Genomic DNA, 24911 nt, shown 5'->3' on the forward strand with positions numbered 1-24911 from the left:
CCGGCCGGCAGGCGCGGCGCGGTGTTACTTCGCCGCGCCGTGCCAGGTCGGGCTGAGCGCGATCGCCTTGAGCTGATCCAGCGTCAGGGCGGGCTTGTCGCGGGTCGCCGAACCCTTGTAGTCGGTGCCGTTGAAGGCGTCCACCCGCACCAGCAGCTTGTCCGGGCGCAGCACCGAGACCTCGTTGCACACCACGTCCGGGTAGGGCCCGTACGGGTCCTGGGTGTCGGCGTTGATCCTGCTGCCGTCCGGCAGCGTGGGCGAGTCGGTGAACTGGTTGGAGATGTCGCCGCCGTTGAACTTCCCCTTCTGGTAGACGCTCCAGTCCTCCACCGTCACCCGCACCAGGCTCCTGCCGTCGCCGTCGTCCACCAGGAAGTGAGCGAAGGAGGGCTCGCCGCCGGGCTCCAGCTCGGTGAGGCCGGCCGGCAGCAGCGGGGCGGCGGTGTGCAGGATGTCGTCCAGCGGGAGCGGGAGCCAGGTGTGCGCCGTCGCGTCGATGTACCCGAGGTCGGGCGTTACTCCCCTCGCGGCGTCCAGCCAGACCGGGGCTTGGGCCAGCGCGGCGAGCTGGTCGGTGCTCAGCGGCGGCTGGTCCCGGGTGGCATCGGTGTGATTGGTCAAGAAGTTGCTCGAGCTCGCGGTGACCAGGATGCCGTCCGGGCGCTGCAGTTCGGCCCGCCAATCCAGCAGGTCGCTCTCACCCAGCCTGAAGCTGTCCTTGGTGATGCGCAGGTAGGCGCCGCCGGGCAGCTGGGTGCGGGTGCAGGCGATGGTAGGGAGGGCCGGATCGGCGCAGACCAGCGTCTTGAAATTCAGGTCCACCGGTGTCGGGACCCGCTGCAGATTGATCATGACGCGGCCCTGGCCCTGGCTGTCGGTGACGGTGTAGGACGCCATCGGGCCATCCGCCTTCACATTGGGGTCCGGGGTCACGCCCTGGCCGGTGCCGTCGCTCAGCCGGGTGCCCGGGGGCAGCTGCTGCTTGAGCAGGGTGAGCATCTGCTCGGTGGTGACCGGCGGGGCGCTGGTGGCGGCCACCGGGCTGGTGGCCGCCGTCGGGCTCGCGGCCGCTGCGGAGGTCCCGTTGCTCGTCGCAGTCGGCGGGTCGGCGGCCTGCGCGGAGGCGGTCGGTCGCAGCTGGGCGACCAGCACCCCGCCGCCCGCCACCAGCGCCATCGTCGCCGTACTGGCGACCAGTGCGCGCCGCAGCTTCTTGCGCCTGCCGCGCTGCTGGGCGCCGACGGCCAGCAGCTCGACCGCGGGCGGTGGAGAGGCCTCGGCGGTCACTCGCAGGGCATGACTGAACTCGTCCTCAAAAGGCATGGGAATCTGCTTCCTTGGCTTCTAGGCGAAGAAGAGAGGGGGCGGTGGGCCGGGACGGGCGGACAGGCCCTAGCCCGCCAGGCGCTCGGCGAAGGCGTCGCCGAGGATCGCGCGCATCCGGCCCAGCGCGCGGTGGCTGCGCGAGCGGACGGCGGTGGAGCTCAGGTTCAGGGCGCTCGCGGTCTCCTCGACGCTGCGGTCCTCCCAGAAGCGCAGCACCAGCACCGCGCGGTCCTGCGGGGAGACCTGTTGCAGCGCCTGGAGCATCGTCAGACGCAGGACCGGGTCGGTGTCGGAGACGGCGAGGTCGGGGAACTCGTCGGTCACCCGCTCGCGGCTGCTGCGTCGACGGCGCAGCGACAGGAAGGTGTTGACCAGCACCGTCTGCGCGTAGCCGGCCGGGTTCTCCAGCCGGCACAGGCGTCGCCAGCGCACGAACATCCGACTGAGTGCCTCCTGCACGAGGTCCTCCGCCAGGTGCGAGTCACCACCGGTGAGCAGGTACGCCGTCTTGTAGAGGTGCCCGCCTCGGGCCGCGGCGAACTCCAGGAAGTCGAGCGGGCCTGGGGGCGCCGGATCGGTCGTCGGTGAGTGGTCCATGCCTCGGTAACGCATTGGGTTCACGGTCGTGTTGCAGGGGGACGGACGGTTCTTCGAGAGCCCTGTCGGTGGTGGTACCTGTCCGGTACCCTGAGCCGCATGCCAGCTCTCAACATCGAGTACACCGAGGCGGAACTGGCCGCGATCAGGGAAGCCGCGGCAGCCGACGGCAAGAGCGTCAAGGCGTACGTGCACGACCTCAGTGTGCGCGAGCAGCAGCGCCGAACCTTCGTCAACCACGCGGTGGCGTTCTGGAACGCGCACCTGGAGGAGTTCGACGCGGCCTTCCCGGAGGACACGCCCGCCGCCAAGCGCAGCGCGGCCTGAGCATGCTGCACGTCGACATCCGGTGGCTCCTCGACGTCCAGGAGCAGGCCTCGCCCGAGGACCTGAGCGTGCGTGACTACTCCGCGCTGCAGGCCGCCGTGGCCCGGCACCGGGTGAACACCGCCCAACTCGGCCACGACGCCGACCCCGCTTGGTGCGCCGCCGCGCTGATGCACACCATCGTGCTGCTGCGCCCACTGCCGGTGCGCAACAACCTCTACGCCTGCATGGCGACCGCCGCGTACATGCACGCCGCCAAGGAGGGCATCGACCCGCCCTACGGCGCCCTGGTCGAACTGGCCAGGGACGTGGCCGAGACCAAGGCGGACATCTTCGCGGCGGCCGACCGGATCCGCGACTGGCGGATCTGATCCGGTAGCGCCTCGTCAGCCGGTAGTGCTCGGTCAGGCGGCAGCTCCGTCAGGCGGTGGCGGGGCGCAGCTTGGCCCGGACCGCGGTGCCGAGTCGGTCCAGCCCGACCACCAGCGTCGCCAGCACGATGAACTCCACCGTCAGCTGGGCGATCTGCAGCCAGACGTAGCCGTAGCCGCGGTCGCTCGGGTCGAAGAAGAAGTACGGGTACTTGTTGGGGAAGCCCGGGAAGAGCGCGGCGCGGGCCATGGTCAGCGCGGCGTAGCCCAGTGGGAAGGTGAGCCAGAGCGGGATGTCGCGCCAGGCCGAGGCGTTGCGCGGCTTCAAGCAGAGCCAGTCCAGGATCACCATCACCGGCGTCACGTAGTGCAGGAGGAACGAGGACCAGTTCTGCAGCCGGTCCGGGCCGGAGGCCAGGCCGGGCAGCGGGTTGGCGCCGTGGTTGAGCAGGATGTGCGCGACCAGCCCGGTGATCAGGATGTACAGCGTCGCGGCGCCGCGCAGTCGGGGCGCGGGCGCGTCCACGGTGTTGCGCCTGACCATCCAGTAGACCGCGCCGGCGAAGGTGCCGAGCACGATCACATTGCTCTCGATGGTGAAGTACACCAGCGAACCGGTGCCCAGGACCAGCCCGAGCCCGGCGGAGAGGACGATGGCCAGGCGCCACCACAGAGCGGGGCGGGTCCAGACGTTCATACAGGTCACCAGGTGTTTCGTGCGAGCGGGTCGCCGTACTCTACCCGCGGGTAGCATCACTTCGGGAGCACGAACCCCGACTCGTAGGCGATGATCACCGCCTGTGTCCGGTCGCGTGCGCCGAGTTTGGCCAGCACGCTCCCCACATGGGTCTTCACGGTCTCCGGGCTGACCACCAGCTCGCCGGCGATCTCCCCGTTGTTCAGTCCGACCGCCATCAGCCGCAGTACCTGCTGCTCCCGGTCGGTGAGCCGACCGGTCCGGCTGTCCTTGCGGTCCTCGGGCGCCGCCGGCCCGGTGCGGGCCTGGCCGGCGGCCAACTCGCGGATCGCCGCCGGGTAGAGCAGCGAGTCGCCGTGCGCCACCAGCCGCACCGCCTGGACCATCTCCTCGGCGCGGGCCCGCTTGAGCAGGAACCCGGCGGCGCCGGCCCGCAGCGCCTGGTAGACGTAGTCGTCGTTCTCGAAGGTGGTCACCACCAGGATCCGCGGCGGCTCGGGCAGCCCGGCGGCCAGCAGCAGTTCGGTGGCCCGGATGCCGTCCAACTCGGGCATCCGGACGTCCATCAGCACCACGTCGGGGCGGGTCTCGCGGACCAGCGGCAGCACCTCGGCGCCGTTGGCCGCCTCGCCGACCACGGTCAGGTCCGGCTCGGCGTCCAGCACCACGCGCAGGCCCAGCCGGACCAGGCGCTCGTCGTCGGCGATCACCACGCGGATGCCCGGGTTTCCAGTCGCGGTCACGGCGTGCCCACCGGGAGCCAGACCGCCAGCCGCCAGCTCGTGCCGTCCGCCGTCCGGCCGCTCTCGCAGCCGCCGTGCAGCGCGGCGGCCCGCTCGGCCACTCCGCGCAGCCCGCGCCCGCCACCCGGGCGGCTGAGCCGGTCGGCGCCGATCGGGTTGGTCAACTCCATGTCCAGCCGTCCTTCGGTCAGGTCGAGTCGTAGCGTGGCCGGCACCGGGCCGGCGTGCCGCAGCACATTGGTCAGGCCCTCCTGCACGATCCGGTAGGCCTCCCGGGAGAGCGGTTCGGGCAGCTCGGCCAGGCCCGGTCCGGCGTCCGTGCGCACCGGGACGCCGGCCAGGCCGAGCTGACGGATCAGCAGGCCGAGCGCGGCCAGCGTCGGGCCGGTCGCCCCGGTCGGTGCGCCGGGCTGGTCCGCGTCCTCGCGCAGCACGCCCAGCACGGCGTCGAGTTCGGCGACCGCCGCACGGGCCACCTCCTCGATCGCCTCCAACGCCTGCTCGGCGAAGTCCGGATCGCGGCGCAGCACCCGGCGGGCCGCGGCGGCCTGCAGGGTGACGGCGCTGAGCGCGTGGCCGACCGAGTCGTGCAGCTCGCGGGCCAGCCGGTTGCGCTGCGCGAGTTCCAGGGTGCGCCGCTCGGCGGCGGCCAGCCGTTCGGCCGGGGTCGGCCCGAGCAGCAGCGGCGCGCAGTGGGCCAGCAGGGCGCCCGCGCCGGCGCTGGCAGTCAACAGCAGCGCCAGCAGGGCCAGGCCCAGCGGCAGCCCGAGCAGCAGGCCGCCGGGCGGATGGGCGCCGAAGAGCTTGCGCAGCACGTCGCCGCCCGGGCCACCGACCCCCAGCGAGGCGAGCCAGAGCGTCACGACCATCGGTGGGACGGCCAGCGACATCCCGCTGACCACGCCGCCGAGCAGCAGGTGCAGGGCGAACCAGTGCGAGGTGCGGCGCCGGGCCGCCCAACTGGTGGCGGGGCTACGGGCCAGCTCGCCGCCGCTGGTGCCGGCCAGCGCCCGGGCGGCGGTGCTGACCAGCACCCGGGCCACCGGGAGCAGCGCCACGATCCACGCCATCGGGAGGGCGAGCGGCAGGGCGAGCAGCTGGATCAGCAGGGCGATCAGCCGGTTGTTGTTGGCCTGGCCGCCGAAGCCCACGCCGAGCAGCACCGTGGCGAGCAGCCAGAACGGCATCAACAGGGCACCGCCCAGCACCAGATGCACCCACCGCACCCGGGCCCGCCGCCCCGCCAGCGCCCCCACCACCCACTGCATGCGGAGCACTCTACGATGCGCCGGCTGAGTGGGCGTCAGCCCCCGGGAGGGCGCGGAACTCCCCCGGCCGGGGGAGGCGGCGGGGTCCAGGTGTACGGCGTGCTGGTGGTGATCGGGCGGAGGCCGAGGCGGCGCAGGATGGGCGCGCTGTCGGGGGAGGCGTCCACCTGGACGTACCGGTGGCCGCGCTGCTGCGCGAAGCGCGCGCGGTGCGCGACCAGCGCCCGGTAGACGCCCCGCCCGCGCCACTCTGGCAGCGTGGAGCCGCCGAGCAGCGTCGCGAACTCCGTCCCCGGCCGCAGCAGCACCCAGGCCGCCGAGACCAGCGTTCCGTCCGCCGCCTCCGCCAGCAGCACCCCGGCGCCGTCCGGTCGGGCGGCCAGCTGACCGGTCAGCAGCTCGGCCAGGAACCCGAGGTCCTGCCCCCAGATCGCCGTCTGCAGCGCCGCGAAACGTTCCGCGTCCGCCGCCTCCCTGGTCCAGCGCAGCGTGACCCCGTCCGTGGGCGTCGGCTCGCCGGCCAGCTCGTCGGCGTGCCCCACCAGCACCGTCGACTGCCGGCCCGCCACGAACCCGGCGGCCGCCAGTCGTTGGGGCAGCTCGGTGGGACGGTCGTGCCCGCGCACCTTCCACAGCACGCCCTGCCCGAGCCGCGCGAAGTGCGCCAGCTGACGGGCGATCAGCGCGTCCAGCTCGGCGCCGCGCACCCCGAGGTCGGGCGGGCCGCTCAAGTACCCCTGGTGCCCGCCGCTGATCCGCAGCAGCGGCCCGTCGTACTCCCGTACGGTGTCGGGGTCCTCGAAGCCACCTCGCAGGTCACGGTCGTAGGCGGCGAGCAGCTGCTCGCTCACGCCTGCGCCGCCACGTGCCGCACTGCCTCCGGTTCCACCGGCGGCCGGCCCTGCTCCGGCTCGTCCGCCGGGTCCGGCTCGTCCTCCGCCGCCACCAGCAGCGCCGCCCCGGCCACCGCGCCCGGCATCAGCAGCACGGTGGCGAACGGCACCAGGAAGGCCAGCACCAGCGGCACACCGAAGCCGATCGCCAGCATCCGCCGCCCGCGCAGCCGCTCCCGGGGCGGCACGCCGCGCAGTTCGAAGGCGGTGGCGGTCAGTTCCACGGTCAGGAAGTACCCGGCGACCAGGACCCCGAGCACCGGCGCCAGCAGCTGACCGAGCACCGGCACGCAGCCGAGCAGGAACAGCCCCACCCCGCAGCCGGCCGCCCGCAGGCCCACCTTCACTCCGTCGACCAGGGAGTCGAGGATGCCGATCTGCGGCGCATCGGCCGGCGGCGGGGTGACCTCGCGCACCAGGCGCTCGTAGAAGGGCTGCCCGATCGCCAGCGTCAGCCCGGTGAAGGCCACCACGGCGAGCAGCACGCCGCCGCCCAGCACCAGCGCGCTGAGCAGGTCCCGGAAGGTCCGGCGCCAGGCCGGGGACCAGTGCTCGGCGAACGGCGTCGCCCAGTTCACCAGGTCGCCGAGCCACCAGAGCAGCGCGCCCAGCGCCACCCCGACCAGCACCATCGCCAGTAGCGCGGGCAGCAGCCCGAACGCCCACCAGCGTGGGTTCCGTGCCACCCACCGCTGTCCCCGCCAAAGTCCCGCCACGCCCGCCACCAGGTCTGTCATGCGCGTCAGGTTATCGGCACTCGTGTCGGTGCCACCCTTGTTACTGGCGAGTCACCGGCATACCATCCCCAGTGTTACAGCTCCACTGTCACGCTCAGGAGGCGACGGTCAGGTGGAACAGCCGGGTGGTCCGCTGGCCGGTGTGCGGGTGGTCGAGCTGGCCGGGATCGGGCCGGGGCCGTTCGCGGCGATGCTGCTCGGCGACCTCGGTGCCGACGTGGTCCGGGTGGACCGGCCGCAGGGTTCGCCGCTCGCGGGCGATCCCGCGCACGACCTCACCAACCGGAACAAGCGCTCGGTCATGGTCGACCTCAAGGCGCCCGACGGCCCCGCCACCGTGCTCGACCTGGCCGCCCGCGCCGACCTGCTGATCGAGGGCTACCGCCCGGGCGTCGCCGAGCGGCTCGGCGTCGGCCCGCAGCAGTGCCTGGCCCGCAACCCCGCACTGGTCTACGGCCGGATGACCGGCTGGGGCCAGTCCGGGCCACTGGCCGCCACCGCCGGCCACGACATCGGCTACACCGCGCTCACCGGCGTCCTCGGCATGATCGGCCCGACCGACGGCCCGCCGGCGATCCCGGCCAACCTGCTCGGCGACTACGCGGGCGGCTCGCTCTACCTGGTGGTCGGCCTGCTGGCCGCCCTGCAGCACGCCCGGGCCACCGGCACCGGCCAGGTGGTGGACGCCGCGATCGTCGACGGCACCGCCCATCTGGCCACCCTCTTCTGGGGGTTGCTGGCCGAGGGCCGCTGGCAGGACCGGCGCGGCGGCAACCTGTTGGACGGCGGCGCCCCCTGCTACGCCGTCTACCAGGCGAGCGACGGCGGCTGGTTCGCGGTCGGCGCACTGGAGCCGCAGTTCTACACCGAGTTCGCCCGGCTGCTCGAACTGCCGCCCGACGCACCGGCGCAGTACGACGCCACCCGCTGGCCCGAACTGCGGGCGCTGATCGCCACCCGCTTCGCCAGCCGCACCGCCGCCGAGTGGACCGCCGTCTTCGCCGGCTCCGACGCCTGCGTGGCACCGGTCCTGACGCTCCGTCAGGCGGCTGCCGACCCGCACCTGACGGCCCGTGGCACCTACCTGACCCGGGGCGGGGTCACCCAACCCGCCCCCGCCCCGCGCTTCTCGGCCACCCCCGGCGCGCTGCGCCGACCGCCCGCCCACCCGGGCGCCGACACTTCCGAGGTCGCCCGCGACTGGGGCGTCCCCGCACTCAACTGCGTTGACAATGCCGTAGAGAGGAAATCGTGAGTACCGAAGCGTACGTCTACGAGGCGATCCGCACCCCGCGCGGACGCGGCAAGGCGAACGGCGCCCTGCACGGCACCAAGCCGGTCGACCTGGTGGTCGGGCTGATCCAGGAGATCCAGCGCCGGCTGCCCGGCCTCGACCCGGCCGCGATCGACGACATCGTGCTCGGAGTGGTCAGCCCGCTCGGCGACCAGGGCTCCGACATCGCCCGGATCGCCGCGATCGCCGCCGGCCTGCCCGACACGGTGGCCGGCGTGCAGGAGAACCGGTTCTGCGCCTCCGGCCTGGAATCCGTCAACCTGGCGGCCGCCAAGGTCCGTTCGGGCTGGGAGGACCTGGTGCTGGCGGGCGGCGTGGAGTCGATGTCCCGAGTGCCGATGGGCTCCGACGGCGGCGCCTGGGCGATGGACCCGATGACCAACTTCGACGTCTCCTTCGTCCCGCAGGGCATCGGCGCCGACCTGATCGCCACCCTCGGCGGCTACTCCCGCACCGACGTGGACGCCTTCGCCGCCGAGTCCCAGGCCCGCGCCGCCAAGGCGCAGGCCGACGGCCTGTTCGACCGCTCGGTGGTCCCGGTCCGCGACCGCAACGGCCTGGTCGTCCTGGAGCGCGACGAGTACCTGCGCCCGTCCACCACGGTGGAGACCCTGGCCGGCCTCAAGCCCGCCTTCGCCGGCATCGGCGAGATGGGCGGCTTCGACGCGGTGGCGCTGCAGAAGTACCACTGGGTGGAGCAGATCGACCACGTGCACACGGCCGGCAACTCCTCCGGCATCGTGGACGGCGCCTCGCTGGTGGCGATCGGCTCGCGCGAGGTCGGCGAGCGCTACGGGCTCCGCCCCCGCGCCCGGATCGTCTCCGTCGCGGTCTCCGGCTCCGAGCCGACCATCATGCTCACCGGCCCGGCCCCCGCCACCCGCAAGGCGCTGGCCAAGGCCGGTCTGACCGCCGCCGACATCGACCTGGTGGAGATCAACGAGGCCTTCGCGGCCGTCGCGCTGCGCTTCATGGCGGAACTCGGCTTCGCGCACGAGCAGGTGAACGTCAACGGCGGCGCCATCGCCCTGGGCCACCCGCTGGGCGCCACCGGCGCGATGATCCTCGGCACCCTGATCGACGAACTCGAGCGCCGCGAACTCCGCTACGGCCTGGCCACCCTCTGCGTGGGCGGCGGTATGGGCATCGCCACCATCGTCGAGCGCATCTGACCACCCCTTCCTGGAGACAACTCTCATGAGCGAGACGACCGTTATCCGCTGGGAGCAGGACCAGGAGGGCATCGTCACCCTCGTCCTGGACGATCCCAATCAGTCCGTGAACACCATGAACACGGCCTTCACCGCCGACTTCGAGGCCGTGGTCGCCCGGCTGGCCGCGACCGAGAACCTGCGCGGGGTGATCATCACCTCCGCCAAGAAGACCTTCTTCGCCGGCGGCGACCTGAAGATGCTCTCGGCCGTACAGTCCGAGAACGCCGAGGAGTTCCTGCAGGGCTCGCTGAAGCTCAAGCGGGCGATGCGCACCCTGGAGACGCTGGGCAAGCCGGTGGTCGCGGCCATCAACGGCAGCGCGCTGGGCGGCGGGTTGGAGCTGGCGCTGGCCTGCCACCACCGGGTGGCGCTGACCGCCTCCGGCAGCAAGCTCGGCTTCCCCGAGGTGACGCTCGGCCTGCTGCCGGGCGGCGGCGGTGTGGTGCGGACCGTGCGGCTGCTCGGGCTCGCCGACGCGCTGCTGAAGTGGCTGCTGACCGGTCGTCAGTACCGGCCCGCAGCTGCGGTGGAGGCCGGACTGGTCCACGAACTCGCCTCCTCGCCGGAGGAGTTGATTGCCAAGGCGCGCGCCTTCGTGCTGGCGAACGAGACCGCCCAGCAGCCCTGGGACGTCAAGGGGTACAAGATCCCCGGCGGCACCCCCGCCACGCCGGCCCTCGCTGCCCAACTCCCGGCCTACCCCGCCAACCTGCGCAAGCAGCTGAACGGCGCGCCGTACCCCGCGCCGCGCAACATCCTGGCGGCGGCGGTGGAGAGCAGCCAGGTGGACGTGGACACCGCCTTCGTCATCGAGGCGCGGTACTTCACCGAGCTGGCGGTCGGGCAGACCGCGAAGAACATGATCCAGGCGCTCTTCTTCGACATGAACGCCGTCAACGCGGGCGCCTCGCGCCCGGCGGGCGTTCCGGAGAAGCCGGTGCGGAAGGTCGCCGTGCTCGGGGCCGGGATGATGGGCGCCGGGATCGCCTACTCGTGCGCGCGGGCGGGGCTGGAGGTCGTGCTCAAGGACGTCTCGCTGGATGCCGCCGACCGCGGAAAGGCCTACTCGGCGGGCCTGTTGGACAAGGCGGTGGCGCGGGGTCGGTCGACCGCCGAGCAGCGCGAGCAGTTGCTGGGCCGGATCACGGCGACGGCGCAGGCGGCCGACCTGGCCGGCTGCGACGCGGTGATCGAGGCCGTCTTCGAGAACGTCGAGCTCAAGGGGCAGGTCTTCCAGGAGATCCTGAGCGTGGTCGAGCCGGACGCGCTGCTCTGCTCCAACACCTCCACGCTGCCGATCAGCCTGCTGGCCAAGGCCGTTGACCGCGACCAGGACTTCATCGGCCTGCACTTCTTCTCCCCGGTGGACAAGATGCCGCTGGTCGAGATCATCAAGGGCGAGCGAACCGGGGAGGAGGCGGTCGCCCGCGCCTTCGACCTGGTCCGCAGGATCGGCAAGACCCCGATCGTGGTCAACGACTCGCGCGGCTTCTTCACCTCGCGGGTCATCGGCCAGTTCATCAACGAGGGCGTCGCGATGGTCGCGGAGGGTGTCGAGCCCGCCTCCATCGAGCAGGCCGCCGCCCAGGCCGGCTACCCGGCGAAGGTGCTCTCCCTGCTGGACGAACTCACCCTCACCCTGCCCCGCAAGATCCGGGGCGAGGCCCGGCGCGCGGTCGAGGAGGCGGGCGGGGAGTGGCAGGCCCACCCGGCGGACGTCGTGTTCGACCGCATGGTCGAGGAGTTCGGGCGTCCGGGCCGCAGCGGAGGCGCGGGCTTCTACGAGTACTCCGCCGACGGCACGCGCGGCCGGCTCTGGCCGGGCCTGCGTGAGCACTTCACGCGTGCCGACGCGTCGGTCCCGTTCGAGGACATGAAGGAGCGGATGCTCTTCGCCGAGGCCCTGGACTCGGTGCGCTGCCTGGAGGAGGGCGTGCTCACGTCGGTCGCGGACGCCAACGTGGGCTCCATCCTCGGGATCGGCTTCCCGGCCTGGACCGGCGGCGTGCTCCAGTACATCAACGGCTACGAGGGCGGCGTCGCGGGATTCGTCGCGCGGGCGCGGGAGTTGGCGGCCGCGTACGGAGAGCGGTTCACGCCGCCGGCGATGCTGGAGCGGGTGGCGGAGGAGGGCGGCACGTTCAAGGACTGAGTGAAGTAGCAATGAGCGGCTGTCGCATCCCCTCCGGTGCGGCAGCCGCTCTGTTTGTCAGCTCTGTTTGATTCCTGCGACTACGGACTTGCCACGGGTGGGGCGGGGGACGACCGCCCAGGTATCGCAGAGCGCGTCGACCAGGATCAGGCCGCGCCCGCCGGCGGTGTTGTGGCCGGGCGCGACGAGGGTGGGCTGAGTGGGGCCCGGGTCGGAGACCGCAACCCAGTAGTGGCCGTCGGCCGCCCAGAAGACCAGCTCGACGTGCTCGTCCTCGCAGGCGCGGGCACCGTGGCGGATCGCGTTGGTCACCAGCTCGGAGGTGAGGAGGCGGACCTCGTAGGAGAGCTGGGCCGGACAGGGCCGAGGCAGCGCGCTGGCGACGAGGCGTCGCGCGTGGCCGACGGAGCTGAGTTCGGCGGGGAGCCGCCAGTGCGAGGGGATAGCAGGAATGGACGGGAGCGGGATCTCAGGCATGGCTGACTCCTCGCGGGGGTCGGGTGGTTGACGGCATGTGACGGCTGCGCCGGTGGCCTGCCTCCCTGGGCGCGGGCACACCCGTCCCAGGGAAGGTGGGCATGCTCGCGCGGTGCACTTCCGGCCGTTGCCGTGCGTGTCTCTTGCGATACCCAAAGTAGCGTATCGGGAGCACATGTAGCACCTACTTCCCGAACGAGATGGACCAGAGATCCTCCGGCGAGGCAGACTGAGCGGCATGTACGGAGAGGGAACTGATGCCGCCGAGGAGTAATCCCACAGCTCGTCAGCAACGCCTAGGAGCCGAGCTTCGAAAGCTCCGTGAGGCTTCGGGCCTGTCCACCGAGCAGGCTGCGGCTGTGCTGGCGACGAACCGGACCGTCATCACGAGCACGGAGGCGGGACGGCACGGGATCAGCCCCGAGCGAGTGCGCCGGTTGGCCTGCAACTACGACTGCGCGGACACGGTCCTGATCGAGGCGCTCGCCCGGATGGCTGCCGAACGCACCAAGGGATGGTGGGAGGAGTTCCGAGGGGTTCTGCCGCCGACGTTCCTGGACATCGCCGAGCTGGAGTGGTTCGCCAGGGGCCTCCGGATGAGCACGATGACGCATGTCCCGGGGCCCTTCCAGACCGAGGCGTACGCCAAAGCGCTGTTTGATGCGGCCATCCCGGCCCTTCCGCCGGCTGAGTTCGAGGCCAGGGTGGCCCACCGGATCCAGCGGCGTCGGGCATTCGACCGTCCGGACGCACCTCCATACGTGGCCATAGTCCACGAAGCAGCACTTCGCATCGAGGTTGGCGGGCGTCAGATCCTGCGCGAGCAGCTCCAGCACATCTTGGAGATGGCGGAGCGCAAGACCATCACGGTCCAAGTCATTCCGTTCGCCTCCGGAGCCTTTCCCGGCTCAGGGCAGTCCATCCTCTACGCCGAAGGCGATGTGCCAAGCCTGGACGTGGTGCAACTGGACCGAACCACCGTGGCCGAGTTCCTCCATCTGGAAGCGCAGCTCCGCAAGTTCGCGCTTCAGTTGGACCGGATGCAACAGATCGCGCTCGAACCGGACAAAACCCGAGACCTGATCCACTCCATCGCGCAGCAGCTATAGGAGAAGCCATGCAAGACATCACCTGGGAAGACCCCTTCTGCCAGGACTCCGGCAACTGCTTCCGCTTGGGCACCGACACCGCTGGCAACGGCTATATCGCCGTCAACGGTCAAGAGGAACACCCGCTCACCGACTCCCTCGATGCTCTCCGAAGTCTGATCCTGGACATCAAGGCCGGAAAGGCCGACCACCTTCTGTAGCTGCACGCTACCCGCTTGCGTCTATGCGCTCTTGACGGTCCGTCGGCTCCGCGAAACGGTGAGGCAGGCATGTGTCACCAGGTTGGTATGGGAGGCCACCATGGCACTACGGTTTCTCGGGATCGATCCGAACACCGGCAAGGACGAGAGTCCGACGGTCTGGTTCGACGACGAGGAAGACGAGGTCGTCATCCAGGGCTGGAACCCCAACGAGAAGCTGACGGGAAAGATCACCAGTACCGCATGGGCTCCGGACCACACGCCGGGGATACCTGATGGTGAGAGTGTGGTCCGTCTCCCGGCCCGTATGTGGGAGATCTTGAGGAAGGCAGCTGATGCAGCAGAACGTGCTCACCTTCGCCGAGCAGCTGACGGCAGCACAGAGATCGGCGGTTCACCTGGAGATGAGGGATAGTTACGGGATCGCTGGCGAGGCGGAGGAGTTCGAGCACTTCAAGCGCACCGGCGTTCATCCTGACACTGACCTTGACTCCGCAGGATGGTCCGGGTGGGTGTCTCTGGTCCGTGGGGCTCTCGCTCGCGGCGTCGTGATGCGCCGAGCCCGGATCGTCTCCGAGCCCGTGACGGACTACATCAGGTATGAACACGCTGGAACCGTGGTGAATCTGGCTGCCGGTGAGCTCGTGCGCTGGCTGCCGAGGCGTCAGGCGTCCGATATCGCCCTGCCGGGTAATGACTTCTGGCTGTTCGACGACGCGATCGTACGGTTCAACCACTTCACCGGCGACGGTGGCTCGGCGGGGCCGACGATCAGCGACGACCTGGCCGTGGCCAAGCTCTGTGCTGACGCCTTCGAGGCTGTCTGGGAACGCGCCATCCCGCACGACCAGTACATCGTTTAGCAGCCATCGGACCGTCAGTTCATGCCCGGATCACCGTCTTCCAGCGCCCATGCTGCACGTCTCGCCGTCGCTGGGCGCCTGCGAGAGATCATGCTGGACGCCGCGTTGGACGGTCAGGGGCTGGCCGCCCGGTGCGGCTGGAACGGCTCCAAGACCTCGCGCATCATCAATGCCAAGACCGCGCCGTCCGACAAGGACATCCGCCTCTGGTGCAGTGCCTGCGACGCCGATGACCAAGCCGAGGACCTGATTGCAGCCAGCCGCGCCGTGGACTCCATGTATGTCGAGTGGCGACGGCTCACCCGGACCGGCCTGCGCCAGCTGCAAGAATCCGCAGTGCCCCTCTACGAGCGCACCCGCCACTTCAGGGCCTACTCCTCCCGCGTCGTGCCCGGAGTCTTGCAGACCGAGGCGTACGCAACCGCCCTGCTCGCCACCGTGGCCGACTTCCGCCGCACACCCGACGATGTCGCCGCAGCTGTGATGGCCCGCTTGGCGCGATCCCGCGTCATCCGCGTCGGCAACCACCGGTTCGCGATGCTGGTGGAGGAGGCAGTCCTGTACTACCGCATCGGGAGCGTCGAGACGATGGCAGAGCAGCTGGCCCATCTGCTCACCGCTATGTCACTGCCGGCTGTGTCGCTCGGGGTCATTCCGTTCACCGCGCCGCGCACCATGTGGCCGGTCGAGACCTTCAACATTTTCGACGACGATCAGGCCGCTGCAGAGTTGCTGACCGCCCAGGTGACGGTGACCTCGCCCGGCGAAGTCGGCCTCTACGTGCGGGCGTTCGACCGGCTCAAGGATTTCGCGGTGTACGGAGTGAAGGCCCGTGCCTTGATTACCAAGGCGATCGACTCCCTGGGCTGAAGGTCTGCAATCGCCTGCAAACGCGTTGAGTGCTCTGCGTTGCCCTCCCTACTGTCCTCGTAGCAGCCCTGATTGACGGGGAATCGCCGCGCAAGGAGCGCAAACGTGACCACGCCTCCCCCCGAGCGCCCGCCAGGGCCGATGCCCGATGGCAAGGCCATCAGCTCTAGCTCGTCTGCGACTGGCAAAAGGTAGAGGAGACCCCATGGGAGACCAGAACAAGGGCGGCCCCAACGATGGCGGTGGCGGAAGCCACTCCAAGCCTGGTGGCCCCGTGATCGGCCCGGCCCCGTCGAAGGACGGGCAGAACCCCACCCCACCTCCGAAGCACCGGTGATAAGCACAAGATGACTGACTATCAGTACGAATCGGAGCAGGCCGCCACACGCGGCCTGCTCCAGGCCGTCAGCGAAGAGCTCGGTCACGACCTGGCTCCCGAGTGGGCGGCCGCCGCGCTGGCCGCGCCGCGCCACCACTTCCTTCCCGAGCGGATCTGGCTGGACGACGGTGCCGGCGGCTATGCTCCCTGCGGTCGCGAGCAGGATCCCGCGCGGTGGTTCGCCGCCGCCTATGCCAACGAGGCCGTGGTGACGCAGGTCAACGATGGACAGGAGCCTGACGGCCAGGTGTGGCCCTCCTCCTCCCTGTCTGCGCCGGCCATCGTGTTTCGCATGCTCGAGGCGCTTGACCTGGACGCCCTCGGCCCCGACGACGCGGTGTACGAGATCGGTACCGGCCGGGGGTGGAGCGCCGCGCTGCTCTGTCACCGGCTCGGAGACCATCGAGTCGTCACCGCCGAGATCGACGCGTCGTCGGCGGAGCAGGCGCGTGCCAACCTGGCCGCCGCCGGGTTTCTCCCCGAGATCGTCATCAGCGACGGCGCCGAAGGCTGGAACGCGCGCGGCCCGTACACCCGGACCGTCGCCACGTGTGCGGTTCGCCGTGTGCCACAGCCATGGGTCGAGCAGACGCGCCCGGGCGGGATCATCCTGACTCCCTGGGACAACCCATGGATCTGCTGGGGTCTGCTCACGCTGGCCGTCTCCGAGAGCGGCGCTGCGGTAGGCCGTTTCAGCTCGGACTCCGCGTTCATGCTGATGCGCACGCAGCGCGCCAGCCTGAGCATCTCCGACGTGGTCAAAGAGGGCCACAAGCCGGACGAGTCGACGACAACGCTCCCGCGCCGAACCGTGGTGTGGGGCAACGCGGCGTTCGCCGTCGGGATGCGCTTGGGCGATGTCGGAAACACCTGGCAGGACGCTCCGGTGGAGGGGGTGAAGGACCGGCTGTGGTTGGTCACCATTGACGGGACGTCGTGGGCGGCGGTCGACCACGACGGCGGCGACCAGGACGAGTTCACGGTCCACCAGTACGGTCCGCGCCGGCTATGGGACGAGGTGGAGGCCGCCTACTTCTGGTGGGTGGAGAACGGCAAGCCGGGGCCTGAGCGCTTCGGGCTCACTGTTACCCCCGATGGCGAGCATCGGGCATGGCTGGACGAGCCGGTGCTGTCCTGGCTGTTGCGAGACGCCTCCGGGGCCATGACCGAGGCCCCTGAGGCAGGGGCTCTACCGTGATGTGTCCGCGTGCTCCCGGGGGCCAGTCATCAGTGGAAGGCCATCACCAGGGCCTGAGTGATGAGGCGTTCGATCTGTCCACCGAGCGGAGAAGGCGGTACGAGTATGGGCGAGTTCGCTTCCTGCCCGCCGCAAGCCGTAAAGGCCGCAGAGGTGATCTGCGGGCCGGTCAAGCTGAAGGCGATCACCGACCGACGCGGCTCTGCCGTCTGGAAGGCCACCGGCCCCATGGCTGCGGTCGCGATCAAGCTGGGAACAGGAGCGGCCGCCGAGGTGACGGCGCGCGAGGCGTCCGTGCTTGACCAACTTCCCGGCTACACGGTGACGGCAGGCCGAGCTAGTGAGGCCGTATGGTTCGTCACCCCGTGGCTCAATGGGCAATCTACCTGGGACCTTTTCCGAGCCGCCCGAGAGGGCGCTGCCGGCCGTCCGACGGCGCTTGCCGGAGCAGTCGACCTGTGTCGCGCGGTCGCCGGCCTGCACGCTACAGGCTGGGTTCACGGTGACTTGCAGCCGACTCACGGCCTCCACACCAGGATGGGGGTGAAGCTTATCGACTTCGCCTGGTCCTGGCAGGCGGGGACAACGCCCTGGACCGTCTTCGAGGGGGCCATAGTTCACCTGATGGCGCCTGAGCTTGCCGCTTGGATCGCGGCCGGGCCGCAGCCGGTCAAGACGACACGGGCTGCCGAGGTGTATGCCCTCGCCGGAGTGCTCTGGACCTGCGCTACCGGTGGCTGGCCTCTCGACTACCGGGCGGCCGGTATCGACCGGAAGGAGGCAGGAGCCGAGGGGCTGCGCGATGCCATCGCCACGGGGAAGCTGCCCCTTTCCCTGGCGACGCCCTGGCCGGAGCTTCAGGACGTGCTCCGCCCGGTGCTACTCTCCGGGCCGGCTGATCGACCGACCGCTTCGGAACTCGCCGTTGCCCTGGTAGCGGTGAGCAGGTGATCCAGCTGCGGGAGCTGCGGGCTGGGGACGAGCACGCTGTCCAGCGGATCTACAGTCCTGAGGCGGTCAGGTATCTGGGGCGGGGCCCGATGGGCGAAGACGAAGCCCAGCTCTACATCAGCCGGGCTGTGGCAGCGGTTGGGCGCTCTTCTCGCACTGAGTACAGCTTCGGAATTGAAGTGGACAGCGACCCACTGGGCGTTGCCAAGCTCAACACGGACAGTGGCGACGGCGCGCTGAGCTAGATCCTGCGACCGAATGCCTGGGGCCAGGGTTACGCGACCGACGCGGTAACCCAACTCCTGGCCTTGGCCTTGGGCGCTCTGCACCTCTCGATCGTCCGCGCCAAGAAAACACCTGGCAGGACGCTCCGGTGGAGGGCGTGCAGGACCGGCTGTGGTTGGTCACCATCGACGGGACGTCGTGGGCAGCCGTGGACCACGACGGCGGTGACCACGACGAGTTCACGGTCCACCAGTACGGTCCGCGTCGGCTCTGGAATGAGGTGGAGGCCGCCTACCTGTGGTGGTTGGAGAAGGGCAGACGCGGGCCGGAGCCCTTCGGGCTCACCCTCACCCCCGATGGTAGGCATCGGGGGTGGTTGGACGAGCCGGCGACCTCCTGGCCGCTGGGGCCACATCCGGTGCGGCAGCCGCTCAGCCGAGGATTGTGAGGCTGCAAGATGAGCTGCTTACCACGGGCACCGGGGATACAACCCGTCAGAGCTCCCTGGTCATGAACGCACTGTTGGGGTCCGGCTGGTAGTCCGCGAACGGCTCGCACTGGACGAACCCGAACTTCTCGTACAGCTTGCGCGCGGGCAGAAAGAACTCGGCTGTGCCGGTCTCCAGGCTGAGGCGGGTGAAACCCCCGCGCTTGGCCTCGGTGATGATGTGCTCCAGCAGCAGGGAGGCGACCCCGGAGCGCTTGCGTGCCGCGGAGGTGCGCATCGACTTCAGCTCGGCGTGGTCCGCGTCCAGCCGCTTGAGCGCTCCGCAGCCCACCAGGGCGTCCCCGTCCCGCACCGACCAGAACGTGATGCCGGGCTTGCGGAGGGCCTCGAGATCGAGCGCGTGCTTGCTCTCCGGAGGCGAGATGGACTGCATCTGCCGGACGTGCTCGGTGAGGAACGCGGCGATCTCGGGGCCGGACAGGTCGTCGGTCGCGATCTTCATTCCTGGAGTCTGCCACGCGGGGACGGGAACGAGCCGTCCGCCCGTCCGTCGGCCCGCCGACAGGACCCGGAGGATACGATGCTCGGCATGATCAACTCCCATACCGGGCCCGGGGATGCCGAGGTGGCGATCGCCGCCGCACGGGCCGGCGCGGACGTGGTGCGCGGTATGTACGGCCGTCAGCTCGACCGCATCGACAAGGGGGCCGGCGACTTCGCCACGGCTGCCGATGTGGCGGCAGAGGCCGCGATCCTCGGGGTGATCCGGGGCGCGCGGCCCGGTGACGCGGTGCTCGGGGAGGAGGGCGGGCAGCAGGGGGCGGCCGATGCGGAGCGGCGGTGGCTGGTGGATCCCCTGTGCGGGACGCTGAACTACGCCGTCGGGAACATGCTGGTGGCCGTCAACGTGGCGTTGCGCGGCGGGGCGGCGGCCGTGGCGGACCCGTTCAGCGGTGAGGTCTTCCACACCGGCGGCGGGCCGGGCGGCGCCTGGGTACGACAGGACGGGGCGGACGCGCCGCTCGTGCCCACAGCCGCCACCCGGTTGGTGGACGTCAACCTCGACCCGCCGTTCCCGAGTGCGCCGGGATTCCGGGCGGTGGAGCTGCTGGGCCACCCGGAGTTCGTCGCGCGCTTCCGGCCGCGGGTGGTCTCCACGACGCTGGCGCTCGCCTGGGTCGCGGCCGGCAAGCGGGCGGCCTATGTCACCGATGGCGGCGACCTGTCCGGGAGCGTGCACTTCGCCGCCGGCATCGCGTTGTGCCGGGCCGCCGGCTGTGTGGTCACGGGGATCGACGGCGCTCCGCTCGGGCCGGACGGCCGCGGGCTGGTCGCGGCGGCCGATGCCGAGACGCACGGGTTGCTGATGGCGATGATCCGCGGCTGAGATCGGGACGAAGAGCTGTCCTGTCAGCGGGCCTGGTCCTGGTCGGGAAGGACGGCCTCGGCGCTGACGGCCCGGTAGGAGCGCTCGAGCCTGGCGATGTGCACGGTGAGTGCCCGGTACCAGTTGGCACGGCGGGGTCCTCGATTCGGCTGGCGGATCGGGTGGTTCAGGCGGGTCCAGCAGGCGGTCCCGACCACCACGATGTGGTCGAGCACGGGGATAAGCTCGGCGATGGTACACACCACCGCGCTACGCTGCCGCAATGTCTCTCAGAACCCGCATAGCCGCCGCCGTTCTCGGTGCCGGTCTCGCGCTCACCGCGGCCGCACCCGCCGCCAACGCGGCCGGCGCCGACTACTTCCACCCGTGGCTCCCGGACGTGGTCGTCCTGGGCAACGCAGCCGCCCCCGAGTGCCTGGAGATCGGCGGCTGGCACACCGAAAACGGCGCTCCGGCCAACCAGTGGAGCTGTCACTACGGCGCCAACCAGCAGTGGAGCCTGGTGGCCGGCCCGTCGGGGTCACTGGTCAACGTCCACAGCGGCAAGTGCCTGGAGATCGCCGGCTGGCGGACCGACAACGGCGCTCCCGCCCAGCAGTGGGACTGCACCGGCGGGTGGAACCAGAAGTGGATCTGGACGCACATCCCGGGCACCGGGTACGTCCTGCGCAACGGCTGGAGCGGCAAGTGCCTGGAGGTCGCGCTCAACCCCTACGCGATCAACGGTTCGCTCGCCCGCCAGTGGGACTGCTGGGCCGGGAACAACCAGATCTGGTACGGGTTGGGGCCGACGCGCTGACGGCCTCAGTCACCCGCCGCCGGCAACGCGTCCTCTCCGCCGCCGGCCAGCTGTTCCGCCAGTGAGCGGTGAAAGGCCGTCACCAGGGCCTGGGTGAGCAGCGGTTCGATCTGGCCGCTCACCTGGCGCATCCGCTCCACCTCGGACTCGGCCGGGGCGCTCTCGCGGAAGGGCCTCCAGACCGTGTCGCGGAAGAGGCGGTGCAGGTCGCGGGCGGCCGCCTGGCTGTGCAGGCGGACCACCGCGCGGGCGGCGACGATGGTCTCCAGCGGGATCGGGAGGTCCAACACCCGGGCGCCCAGCGGGAGCAGGCCCGGGTCGAGCAGGAACTCGCCGTCCTGATCGGTGCGTTGCAGGGCTCCCATGGCGACCAGCTGGTCCAGGTCGCCGTCCGACAGCTCGCGTCCGACCCGCCGGGAGAGCTGCTCGACGCTGGCCCGTTCGGCGGTCTCCGGGGCCCAGACGGCGAGCAGGGCGCGGTGGATGGCCAGGTCCAGCGCGCTGATGTCGGCCGGGAGTTGGTCGAGGTAGCGCTCGATCGCGGCGAGTGTCAGGCCGAGTCGCTGCAGCTCCTCGATCAGCTCCAGCCGGTCGAGGTGCTGCGCACCGTAGATCCCCACCCGGCGCGGTCCGAGTTCGGGCGGGGGCAGCAGGCCCCGGCTGCCGTAGAAGCGCAGCGTCCGCACGGTCACCCCGGCGCGGGCGGCGAGTTCGTCAACGGTCAGACGCAGCACGTGGGCGCTCCTGGTGGGACAGTCCTGCTGTGACACTAGCAGTGTGACTGTCCCACCGGCGGGCTCGCGCGCGAATCAGCCGACCAGCTCGGCGTGATGCCGGCGCGCCACCTCGGGGTGGGCTCGCAGGTATCCCTTGAGCTCGTTGAATCCGTACTCGGCGAAGAGCGGATTGGCCGGGTCCTCGGTGGCGCCCGGGGCGTGGTGGGCGTGCGGGAAGTCCAGCGGGTCGATGTGCGCGTTCAGCCGCGGGTTGTAGAAGAACGGCACCGAGTAGCGCTCGCGGCCGCCGGGCGGGCTGACCACGCGGTGGTTGGTCGCCTTCAGGTAGCCGTCGGTGGCGACCTCGAGGAGCTCGCCGAGGTTGACCACGAAGGCGCCGGGCATCGAGGGCACGTCCAGGAAGCTGCCGTCCGCGCGCTCCACCTGGAGACCGGGCACGCCGTCGGTGAGCAGCAGGGTCAGGAAACCGTAGTCCTTGTGCGCGCCGACGCCCTGGCCGGTGCCGTCCGGCGCGCTGCCCGGGTACCGGACCAGCTTGAGCCGCAGGTGAGGATGGCCGGCGAAGGCGGCGTCGTAGAAGTCGGGCTTGGCGCCGATGGCGGTCAGCAGCTCGTGCAGCAGGCGCTCGGCGACGGCGCTCAGGCGCTCGATCCAGTGCAGGCTGGCCGTGCGCAGCTCGGGCAGCTCGTCCGGCCACTGGTTCGGGCCTTCCAGCCACCAGTAGTCCGGTTCCCCCGGTCCGGGGCGGTGCGGGGGCAGCTCGGCGCCTATGTCGATCTGGTCGCGCCAGTCGCTGCGTCCGCCGGTGCGCTCGTCACCGATCTTGGTGTAGCCGCGGAAGTGCGGGGAGTTGAGGTTGCTGATCGCCATCCGCTCCGCCTCGGGGAGGGCGAAGAAGGCGTGCATCGCGGCCGTCAGCTCGGCGGTCTCCTGTTCGGTGACGCCGTGGCCGATGAGGTGGAAGAAGCCGACCTCGGTGGCCGCGTGAAGCAGGTCCGTGTGCAGGGCGGCCCGCTGCTCCGCCGTGCCGGAGGCGGCGGAGAGGTCGATCACGGGAAGGTCGTTGGCCGGCGTGGTGGTGTGCTGCTGCGACATGAGGGAGACATCCGCTGGGGTCGGCCCGGCAGCTCCGGCGGTGGCCGGGACGGTCGGGGACGCGGCAGAGATGGCGCGGCGCCCCCGGGGCCGGGGTCCTGGAAAAACTGGGGAGGGACGGGGTCAGCGGGAGCGGCGACAGGACATGCTCGTGACGCGGAGCAGGTCCACGTGGCGACGGCTGACGAGTAGAAGCACGTTCACCAGGTTAGACGAGGGCCGGCGGGGCACGGCATGTGACCTGCATAACAGACGATTATGCGGGCGGGTCCTGGAGCCCGTCGATGCGCAAGTCGGCCAGCCGGAGCTGGTACCAGACGTCGGTGTGGCCGCCGCCCGCCCAGTACTCGGTGAGGATCACCGTGGAGTGCCCGGCTCCGCTTCCGCCGTAGGCGACCGACCAGTCGGTTGGCACGCTCTGGGCCCGGAACACCGGGTCGGCGTCGTGCACTGCCGCCCACTGGTCGAGCTCGGTGTTGAGCTGCGGAGTGAGGAACTCCCCGCGCACTTCGACGGGGTTCTGGTTGGGGTTCTGACCCAGAATGGCGTCCCGATACTGGCCGAAAAACGCGTTGACCTGGCCTTCGGGCCGGCTCTGGGCATGCGCACCAGTCTGTCGACCGGCAGTCACGCTCCGCGTGCGGAACGCGGAGGCCCAATGGGAAGTCGAACGGGTCGACTTCCCATTCCCGGTGGGAAACTCAGGCCTGCGGAGTCTCCGCCGCGATCTTGCTGCGCACCTCGTCCATGTCCAGCCCCTTCGCCTGCTGGATGATGTCCTCCAGCTGGGCGGCGGGCAGGGCGCCGGGCTGCGCGAAGATCAGCACGTTCTCCCGGATGATCGCCAGGGTCGGGATCGAGGTGATCCCGAAGGCGCCCGCGAGCTCCTGCTGCGCCTCGGTGTCCACCTTGCCGAAGACCAGGTCCGGGTGGGCCTCGGCGGCCTTGTCGTAGACCGGGGCGAACTGGCGGCACGGCCCGCACCAGGACGCCCAGAAGTCGATCAGGACGAAGGAGTCCTCCGTCACGACCTCGTCGAAGTTGTCCTTGGTGAGCTCCACAGTAGTCATGGTCGGCTCAACCAGACTTCGCGCGGGGCTATTCCGAGTCCCGGTGGGAGTCCCGGTAGGTCTCCAGCAGCCGCAGCCAGATCTCACTGACCGTCGGATACGCGGGCACCGCGTGCCAGAGCCGGTCGATCGGCACCTGCCCGGTCACCGCGATCGTGGCCGCGTGCAGCAGTTCGCCGACGCCCGGGCCGACGAAGGTGACGCCGAGCAGCACCGCACGCTCCTCGTCCACCACCATCCGGGCCCGCCCGCGGAAGTCGTCCGCCGCGAGCGAGGCGCCCGCGACCTGCCCCAGTTCGTAGTCCACCACCCGCACCCGGTGTCCGGCCCGGCGGGCCTCCTCGGCGCTCAGGCCGACCGCCGCCACCTCGGGTTCGGTGAAGATCACCTGCGGTACGGCCGCCCGGTCGGCCGTGGCCACGTGCGCGCCCCAGTCGGCGGTGTCCAGCGGTCGGCCCTGGGCCAGCGCGGCGATCGCCGCGCCCGCGATCCGGCCCTGGTACTTGCCCTGGTGGGTGAGGAGCGCGCGGTGGTTGACGTCACCGGCCGCGAACAGCCAACCGCCCTCGACGCCGCGCACCGCGCAGCTGTCGTCCACCGGCAGCCAGTCCCCGTCGGTCAGGCCGACACTGGCCAGGCCGAGCCGGTCGGTGCGCGGCGCCCGGCCGGTGGCGTAGAGCAGTTCCTCGGCCGTCAGCTCCGCGCCGTCGGCGAGTCGGACCGTGACCACCGGGCCGTCCCGGTGCACCGCCGCGACGTCCGCGCCCAGACGCACCGTCACGCCCGCCGCCCGCAGGCCGTCCGCGACCAGCTCGCCCGCGAACGGTTCCAGGCGCGGCAGCAGCCCGCCGCCGCGGGCCAGCAGGGTGACCTGGGAGCCCAGCGCCTGCCAGGCCGCGGCCATCTCCACGCCGACCACGCCGCCGCCGACCACCAGCAGCCGGTCCGGCACGGTGGGGGAGCTGGTCGCCTGCCGGCTGGTCCACGGCTTGGCCCCGGCCAGTCCGGGCAGCTCCGGCAGCACGGCGCGGCTGCCGGTGCAGACGGCGACCGCGTGGCGGGCGGTGAGCAGCAGCTCGCCGCCGTCGGGGGTGCGCACCGCGACCCGGCGCGGACCGTCCAGCCGGCCCTCGCCGCGGATCAGTACCGCGCCGATCCCGTCCAGCCAGGAGGCCTGGCCGTCGTCCTTCCAGTGCGAGGCGAAGGAGTCCCGACGGGCCAGAACGGCGGCCGCGTCCAGGGCGCCGGTGACCGCCTCGCGCGAGCCGGCCACCGCGCGGGCGGCGGCCAGGGCGGCGGCCGGGCGCAGCAGCGCCTTGCTCGGCATGCAGGCCCAGTACGAGCACTCGCCGCCGACCAGCTCGCTCTCCACCACGGCGGTGCTCAGCCCGGCGGCCCGGGTGCGGTCGGCCAGGTTCTCCCCGGTCGGCCCGGCGCCCAGGACGATGACGTCGTACTCGGTGGTCATGGGCAGCTCCCCG

The 24911-nt window shown here is 71.1% G+C and carries 29 protein-coding genes; 14 read left to right on the forward strand and 15 right to left on the reverse strand.

Going from position 1 to position 24911, the window contains the following annotated elements:
- Positions 1-24 precede the first annotated feature (24 nt).
- Both BR98_RS32565 and BR98_RS32570 read right to left on the reverse strand, forming a co-directional pair.
- The gene (locus tag BR98_RS32565) at positions 25-1326 is read right to left on the reverse strand and encodes a hypothetical protein (RefSeq protein WP_157538022.1); all 1302 of its coding nucleotides are present in this window, start codon (positions 1324-1326) and stop codon (positions 25-27) included.
- Between the two features lie 69 nt (positions 1327-1395).
- The gene (locus tag BR98_RS32570; RefSeq protein WP_232247770.1) at positions 1396-1941 is read right to left on the reverse strand and encodes a SigE family RNA polymerase sigma factor; all 546 of its coding nucleotides are present in this window, start codon (positions 1939-1941) and stop codon (positions 1396-1398) included.
- An 84-nt stretch (positions 1942-2025) separates the two neighbouring features.
- Between BR98_RS32570 and BR98_RS32575 the strand changes: the two genes are divergently transcribed.
- Together BR98_RS32575 and BR98_RS32580 are read left to right on the forward strand one after the other, a co-directional pair.
- Positions 2026-2253 carry a hypothetical protein gene (locus BR98_RS32575; RefSeq protein ID WP_035850591.1) on the forward strand — a complete coding sequence of 76 codons (228 nt, stop codon included), beginning with the start codon at positions 2026-2028 and terminating at the stop codon, positions 2251-2253.
- Between the two features lie 2 nt (positions 2254-2255).
- Positions 2256-2624 carry a hypothetical protein gene (locus BR98_RS32580; protein ID WP_035850599.1) on the forward strand — a complete coding sequence of 123 codons (369 nt, stop codon included), beginning with the start codon at positions 2256-2258 and terminating at the stop codon, positions 2622-2624.
- A gap of 49 nt (positions 2625-2673) precedes the next feature.
- Here the strand turns inward: BR98_RS32580 and BR98_RS32585 are convergent, their stop codons facing one another.
- From BR98_RS32585 to BR98_RS32605, 5 genes are read right to left on the reverse strand one after another with little or no spacing between them, the layout of a single operon-like run.
- A complete protein-coding gene (locus BR98_RS32585) occupies positions 2674-3321 on the reverse strand; it encodes a Pr6Pr family membrane protein (protein WP_035850606.1) in 648 nt (215 codons plus the stop codon).
- 56 nt (positions 3322-3377) lie between these two features.
- Complete coding sequence (locus tag BR98_RS32590) at positions 3378-4064, reverse strand: response regulator transcription factor (protein ID WP_232247775.1); 687 nt, start codon at positions 4062-4064, stop codon at positions 3378-3380.
- Entirely contained in the window at positions 4061-5332 is a 1272-nt protein-coding gene (locus BR98_RS32595; protein WP_035850609.1) for a sensor histidine kinase, read from the reverse strand. The genes BR98_RS32590 and BR98_RS32595 overlap by 4 nt, the downstream gene beginning before the upstream one ends.
- Positions 5333-5367: 35 nt before the next feature.
- Positions 5368-6183, reverse strand: a complete 816-nt coding sequence (locus BR98_RS32600) for a GNAT family N-acetyltransferase (RefSeq protein ID WP_035850611.1) — start codon at positions 6181-6183, stop codon at positions 5368-5370.
- Complete coding sequence (locus tag BR98_RS32605; RefSeq protein WP_232247776.1) at positions 6180-6911, reverse strand: EI24 domain-containing protein; 732 nt, start codon at positions 6909-6911, stop codon at positions 6180-6182. Before BR98_RS32605 ends, BR98_RS32600 begins: the two co-directional genes overlap by 4 nt.
- 163 nt (positions 6912-7074) lie before the next feature.
- Between BR98_RS32605 and BR98_RS32610 the strand changes: the two genes are divergently transcribed.
- The 3 genes from BR98_RS32610 to BR98_RS32620 are packed head-to-tail and all read left to right on the forward strand — an operon-like array spanning position 7075 to position 11622.
- Positions 7075-8217, forward strand: a complete 1143-nt coding sequence (locus tag BR98_RS32610) for a CaiB/BaiF CoA transferase family protein (protein ID WP_267886107.1) — start codon at positions 7075-7077, stop codon at positions 8215-8217.
- The gene (locus BR98_RS32615) at positions 8214-9428 is read left to right on the forward strand and encodes an acetyl-CoA C-acetyltransferase (RefSeq protein WP_035850615.1); all 1215 of its coding nucleotides are present in this window, start codon (positions 8214-8216) and stop codon (positions 9426-9428) included. Before BR98_RS32610 ends, BR98_RS32615 begins: the two co-directional genes overlap by 4 nt.
- 25 nt (positions 9429-9453) lie before the next feature.
- Positions 9454-11622: a 3-hydroxyacyl-CoA dehydrogenase NAD-binding domain-containing protein gene (locus tag BR98_RS32620; protein WP_035850617.1), complete on the forward strand. Its 2169-nt coding sequence runs from the start codon at positions 9454-9456 to the stop codon at positions 11620-11622.
- Positions 11623-11679: 57 nt separating this feature from the next.
- Here the strand turns inward: BR98_RS32620 and BR98_RS32625 are convergent, their stop codons facing one another.
- Positions 11680-12099 carry an ATP-binding protein gene (locus BR98_RS32625; RefSeq protein ID WP_035850619.1) on the reverse strand — a complete coding sequence of 140 codons (420 nt, stop codon included), beginning with the start codon at positions 12097-12099 and terminating at the stop codon, positions 11680-11682.
- 257 nt (positions 12100-12356) lie between these two features.
- On the opposite strand from BR98_RS32625, the gene BR98_RS32630 reads away from it, so the two are divergent.
- The 7 genes from BR98_RS32630 to BR98_RS32665 all read left to right on the forward strand — a co-directional run bounded on the left by BR98_RS32630 (position 12357) and on the right by BR98_RS32665 (position 18342).
- On the forward strand, positions 12357-13208 hold the full coding sequence (locus tag BR98_RS32630; protein WP_035850622.1) for a helix-turn-helix domain-containing protein: 852 nt from the start codon (positions 12357-12359) through the stop codon (positions 13206-13208).
- Between the two features lie 8 nt (positions 13209-13216).
- Entirely contained in the window at positions 13217-13408 is a 192-nt protein-coding gene (locus BR98_RS32635; protein WP_035850624.1) for a hypothetical protein, read from the forward strand.
- Positions 13409-13743: 335 nt separating this feature from the next.
- Positions 13744-14271, forward strand: coding sequence for a DUF6879 family protein (locus BR98_RS32640; RefSeq protein WP_035850626.1), 528 nt, complete (start codon positions 13744-13746; stop codon positions 14269-14271).
- A 21-nt stretch (positions 14272-14292) separates the two neighbouring features.
- Positions 14293-15141 (forward strand): DUF5753 domain-containing protein, encoded by an 849-nt coding sequence (locus BR98_RS32645; RefSeq protein ID WP_035850627.1) that lies wholly within the window; start codon positions 14293-14295, stop codon positions 15139-15141.
- A 347-nt stretch (positions 15142-15488) separates the two neighbouring features.
- Positions 15489-16718: a methyltransferase domain-containing protein gene (locus BR98_RS32650; protein ID WP_051970637.1), complete on the forward strand. Its 1230-nt coding sequence runs from the start codon at positions 15489-15491 to the stop codon at positions 16716-16718.
- A gap of 105 nt (positions 16719-16823) precedes the next feature.
- Entirely contained in the window at positions 16824-17669 is an 846-nt protein-coding gene (locus BR98_RS32655; protein WP_035850629.1) for a protein kinase domain-containing protein, read from the forward strand.
- A 373-nt stretch (positions 17670-18042) separates the two neighbouring features.
- Positions 18043-18342: a hypothetical protein gene (locus BR98_RS32665; protein WP_035850634.1), complete on the forward strand. Its 300-nt coding sequence runs from the start codon at positions 18043-18045 to the stop codon at positions 18340-18342.
- A gap of 46 nt (positions 18343-18388) precedes the next feature.
- On the opposite strand, the gene BR98_RS32670 is transcribed toward BR98_RS32665, so the two are convergent.
- On the reverse strand, positions 18389-18844 hold the full coding sequence (locus BR98_RS32670; RefSeq protein ID WP_035850636.1) for a GNAT family N-acetyltransferase: 456 nt from the start codon (positions 18842-18844) through the stop codon (positions 18389-18391).
- Between the two features lie 87 nt (positions 18845-18931).
- On the opposite strand from BR98_RS32670, the gene BR98_RS32675 reads away from it, so the two are divergent.
- On the forward strand, positions 18932-19729 hold the full coding sequence (locus BR98_RS32675) for an inositol monophosphatase family protein (protein WP_035854614.1): 798 nt from the start codon (positions 18932-18934) through the stop codon (positions 19727-19729).
- Positions 19730-19752: 23 nt separating this feature from the next.
- Here BR98_RS32675 and BR98_RS32680 read toward each other — a convergent pair whose 3' ends face one another.
- Positions 19753-19944, reverse strand: a complete 192-nt coding sequence (locus BR98_RS32680) for a hypothetical protein (RefSeq protein ID WP_035850638.1) — start codon at positions 19942-19944, stop codon at positions 19753-19755.
- Between the two features lie 47 nt (positions 19945-19991).
- Here BR98_RS32680 and BR98_RS32685 point away from each other — a divergent pair, with 47 nt between their 5' ends.
- Positions 19992-20528: an RICIN domain-containing protein gene (locus tag BR98_RS32685; RefSeq protein ID WP_051970639.1), complete on the forward strand. Its 537-nt coding sequence runs from the start codon at positions 19992-19994 to the stop codon at positions 20526-20528.
- A 5-nt stretch (positions 20529-20533) separates the two neighbouring features.
- On the opposite strand, the gene BR98_RS32690 is transcribed toward BR98_RS32685, so the two are convergent.
- From BR98_RS32690 to BR98_RS32710, 5 genes are all read right to left on the reverse strand, one after another.
- On the reverse strand, positions 20534-21262 hold the full coding sequence (locus tag BR98_RS32690; protein WP_035850640.1) for a MerR family transcriptional regulator: 729 nt from the start codon (positions 21260-21262) through the stop codon (positions 20534-20536).
- A 75-nt stretch (positions 21263-21337) separates the two neighbouring features.
- Positions 21338-22360: an isopenicillin N synthase family dioxygenase gene (locus BR98_RS32695; RefSeq protein ID WP_035850641.1), complete on the reverse strand. Its 1023-nt coding sequence runs from the start codon at positions 22358-22360 to the stop codon at positions 21338-21340.
- Positions 22361-22616: 256 nt separating this feature from the next.
- Positions 22617-22868, reverse strand: a complete 252-nt coding sequence (locus BR98_RS36790) for a hypothetical protein (RefSeq protein WP_051970641.1) — start codon at positions 22866-22868, stop codon at positions 22617-22619.
- A 193-nt stretch (positions 22869-23061) separates the two neighbouring features.
- Complete coding sequence (gene trxA, locus BR98_RS32705; protein ID WP_035850644.1) at positions 23062-23430, reverse strand: thioredoxin; 369 nt, start codon at positions 23428-23430, stop codon at positions 23062-23064.
- Positions 23431-23458: 28 nt separating this feature from the next.
- A complete protein-coding gene (locus BR98_RS32710; RefSeq protein WP_035850646.1) occupies positions 23459-24898 on the reverse strand; it encodes a dihydrolipoyl dehydrogenase family protein in 1440 nt (479 codons plus the stop codon).
- Positions 24899-24911: the final 13 nt, after the last annotated feature.

Source organism: Kitasatospora azatica KCTC 9699, from assembly GCF_000744785.1.
GTDB classification, from domain to species: Bacteria; Actinomycetota; Actinomycetes; order Streptomycetales; family Streptomycetaceae; genus Kitasatospora; species Kitasatospora azatica.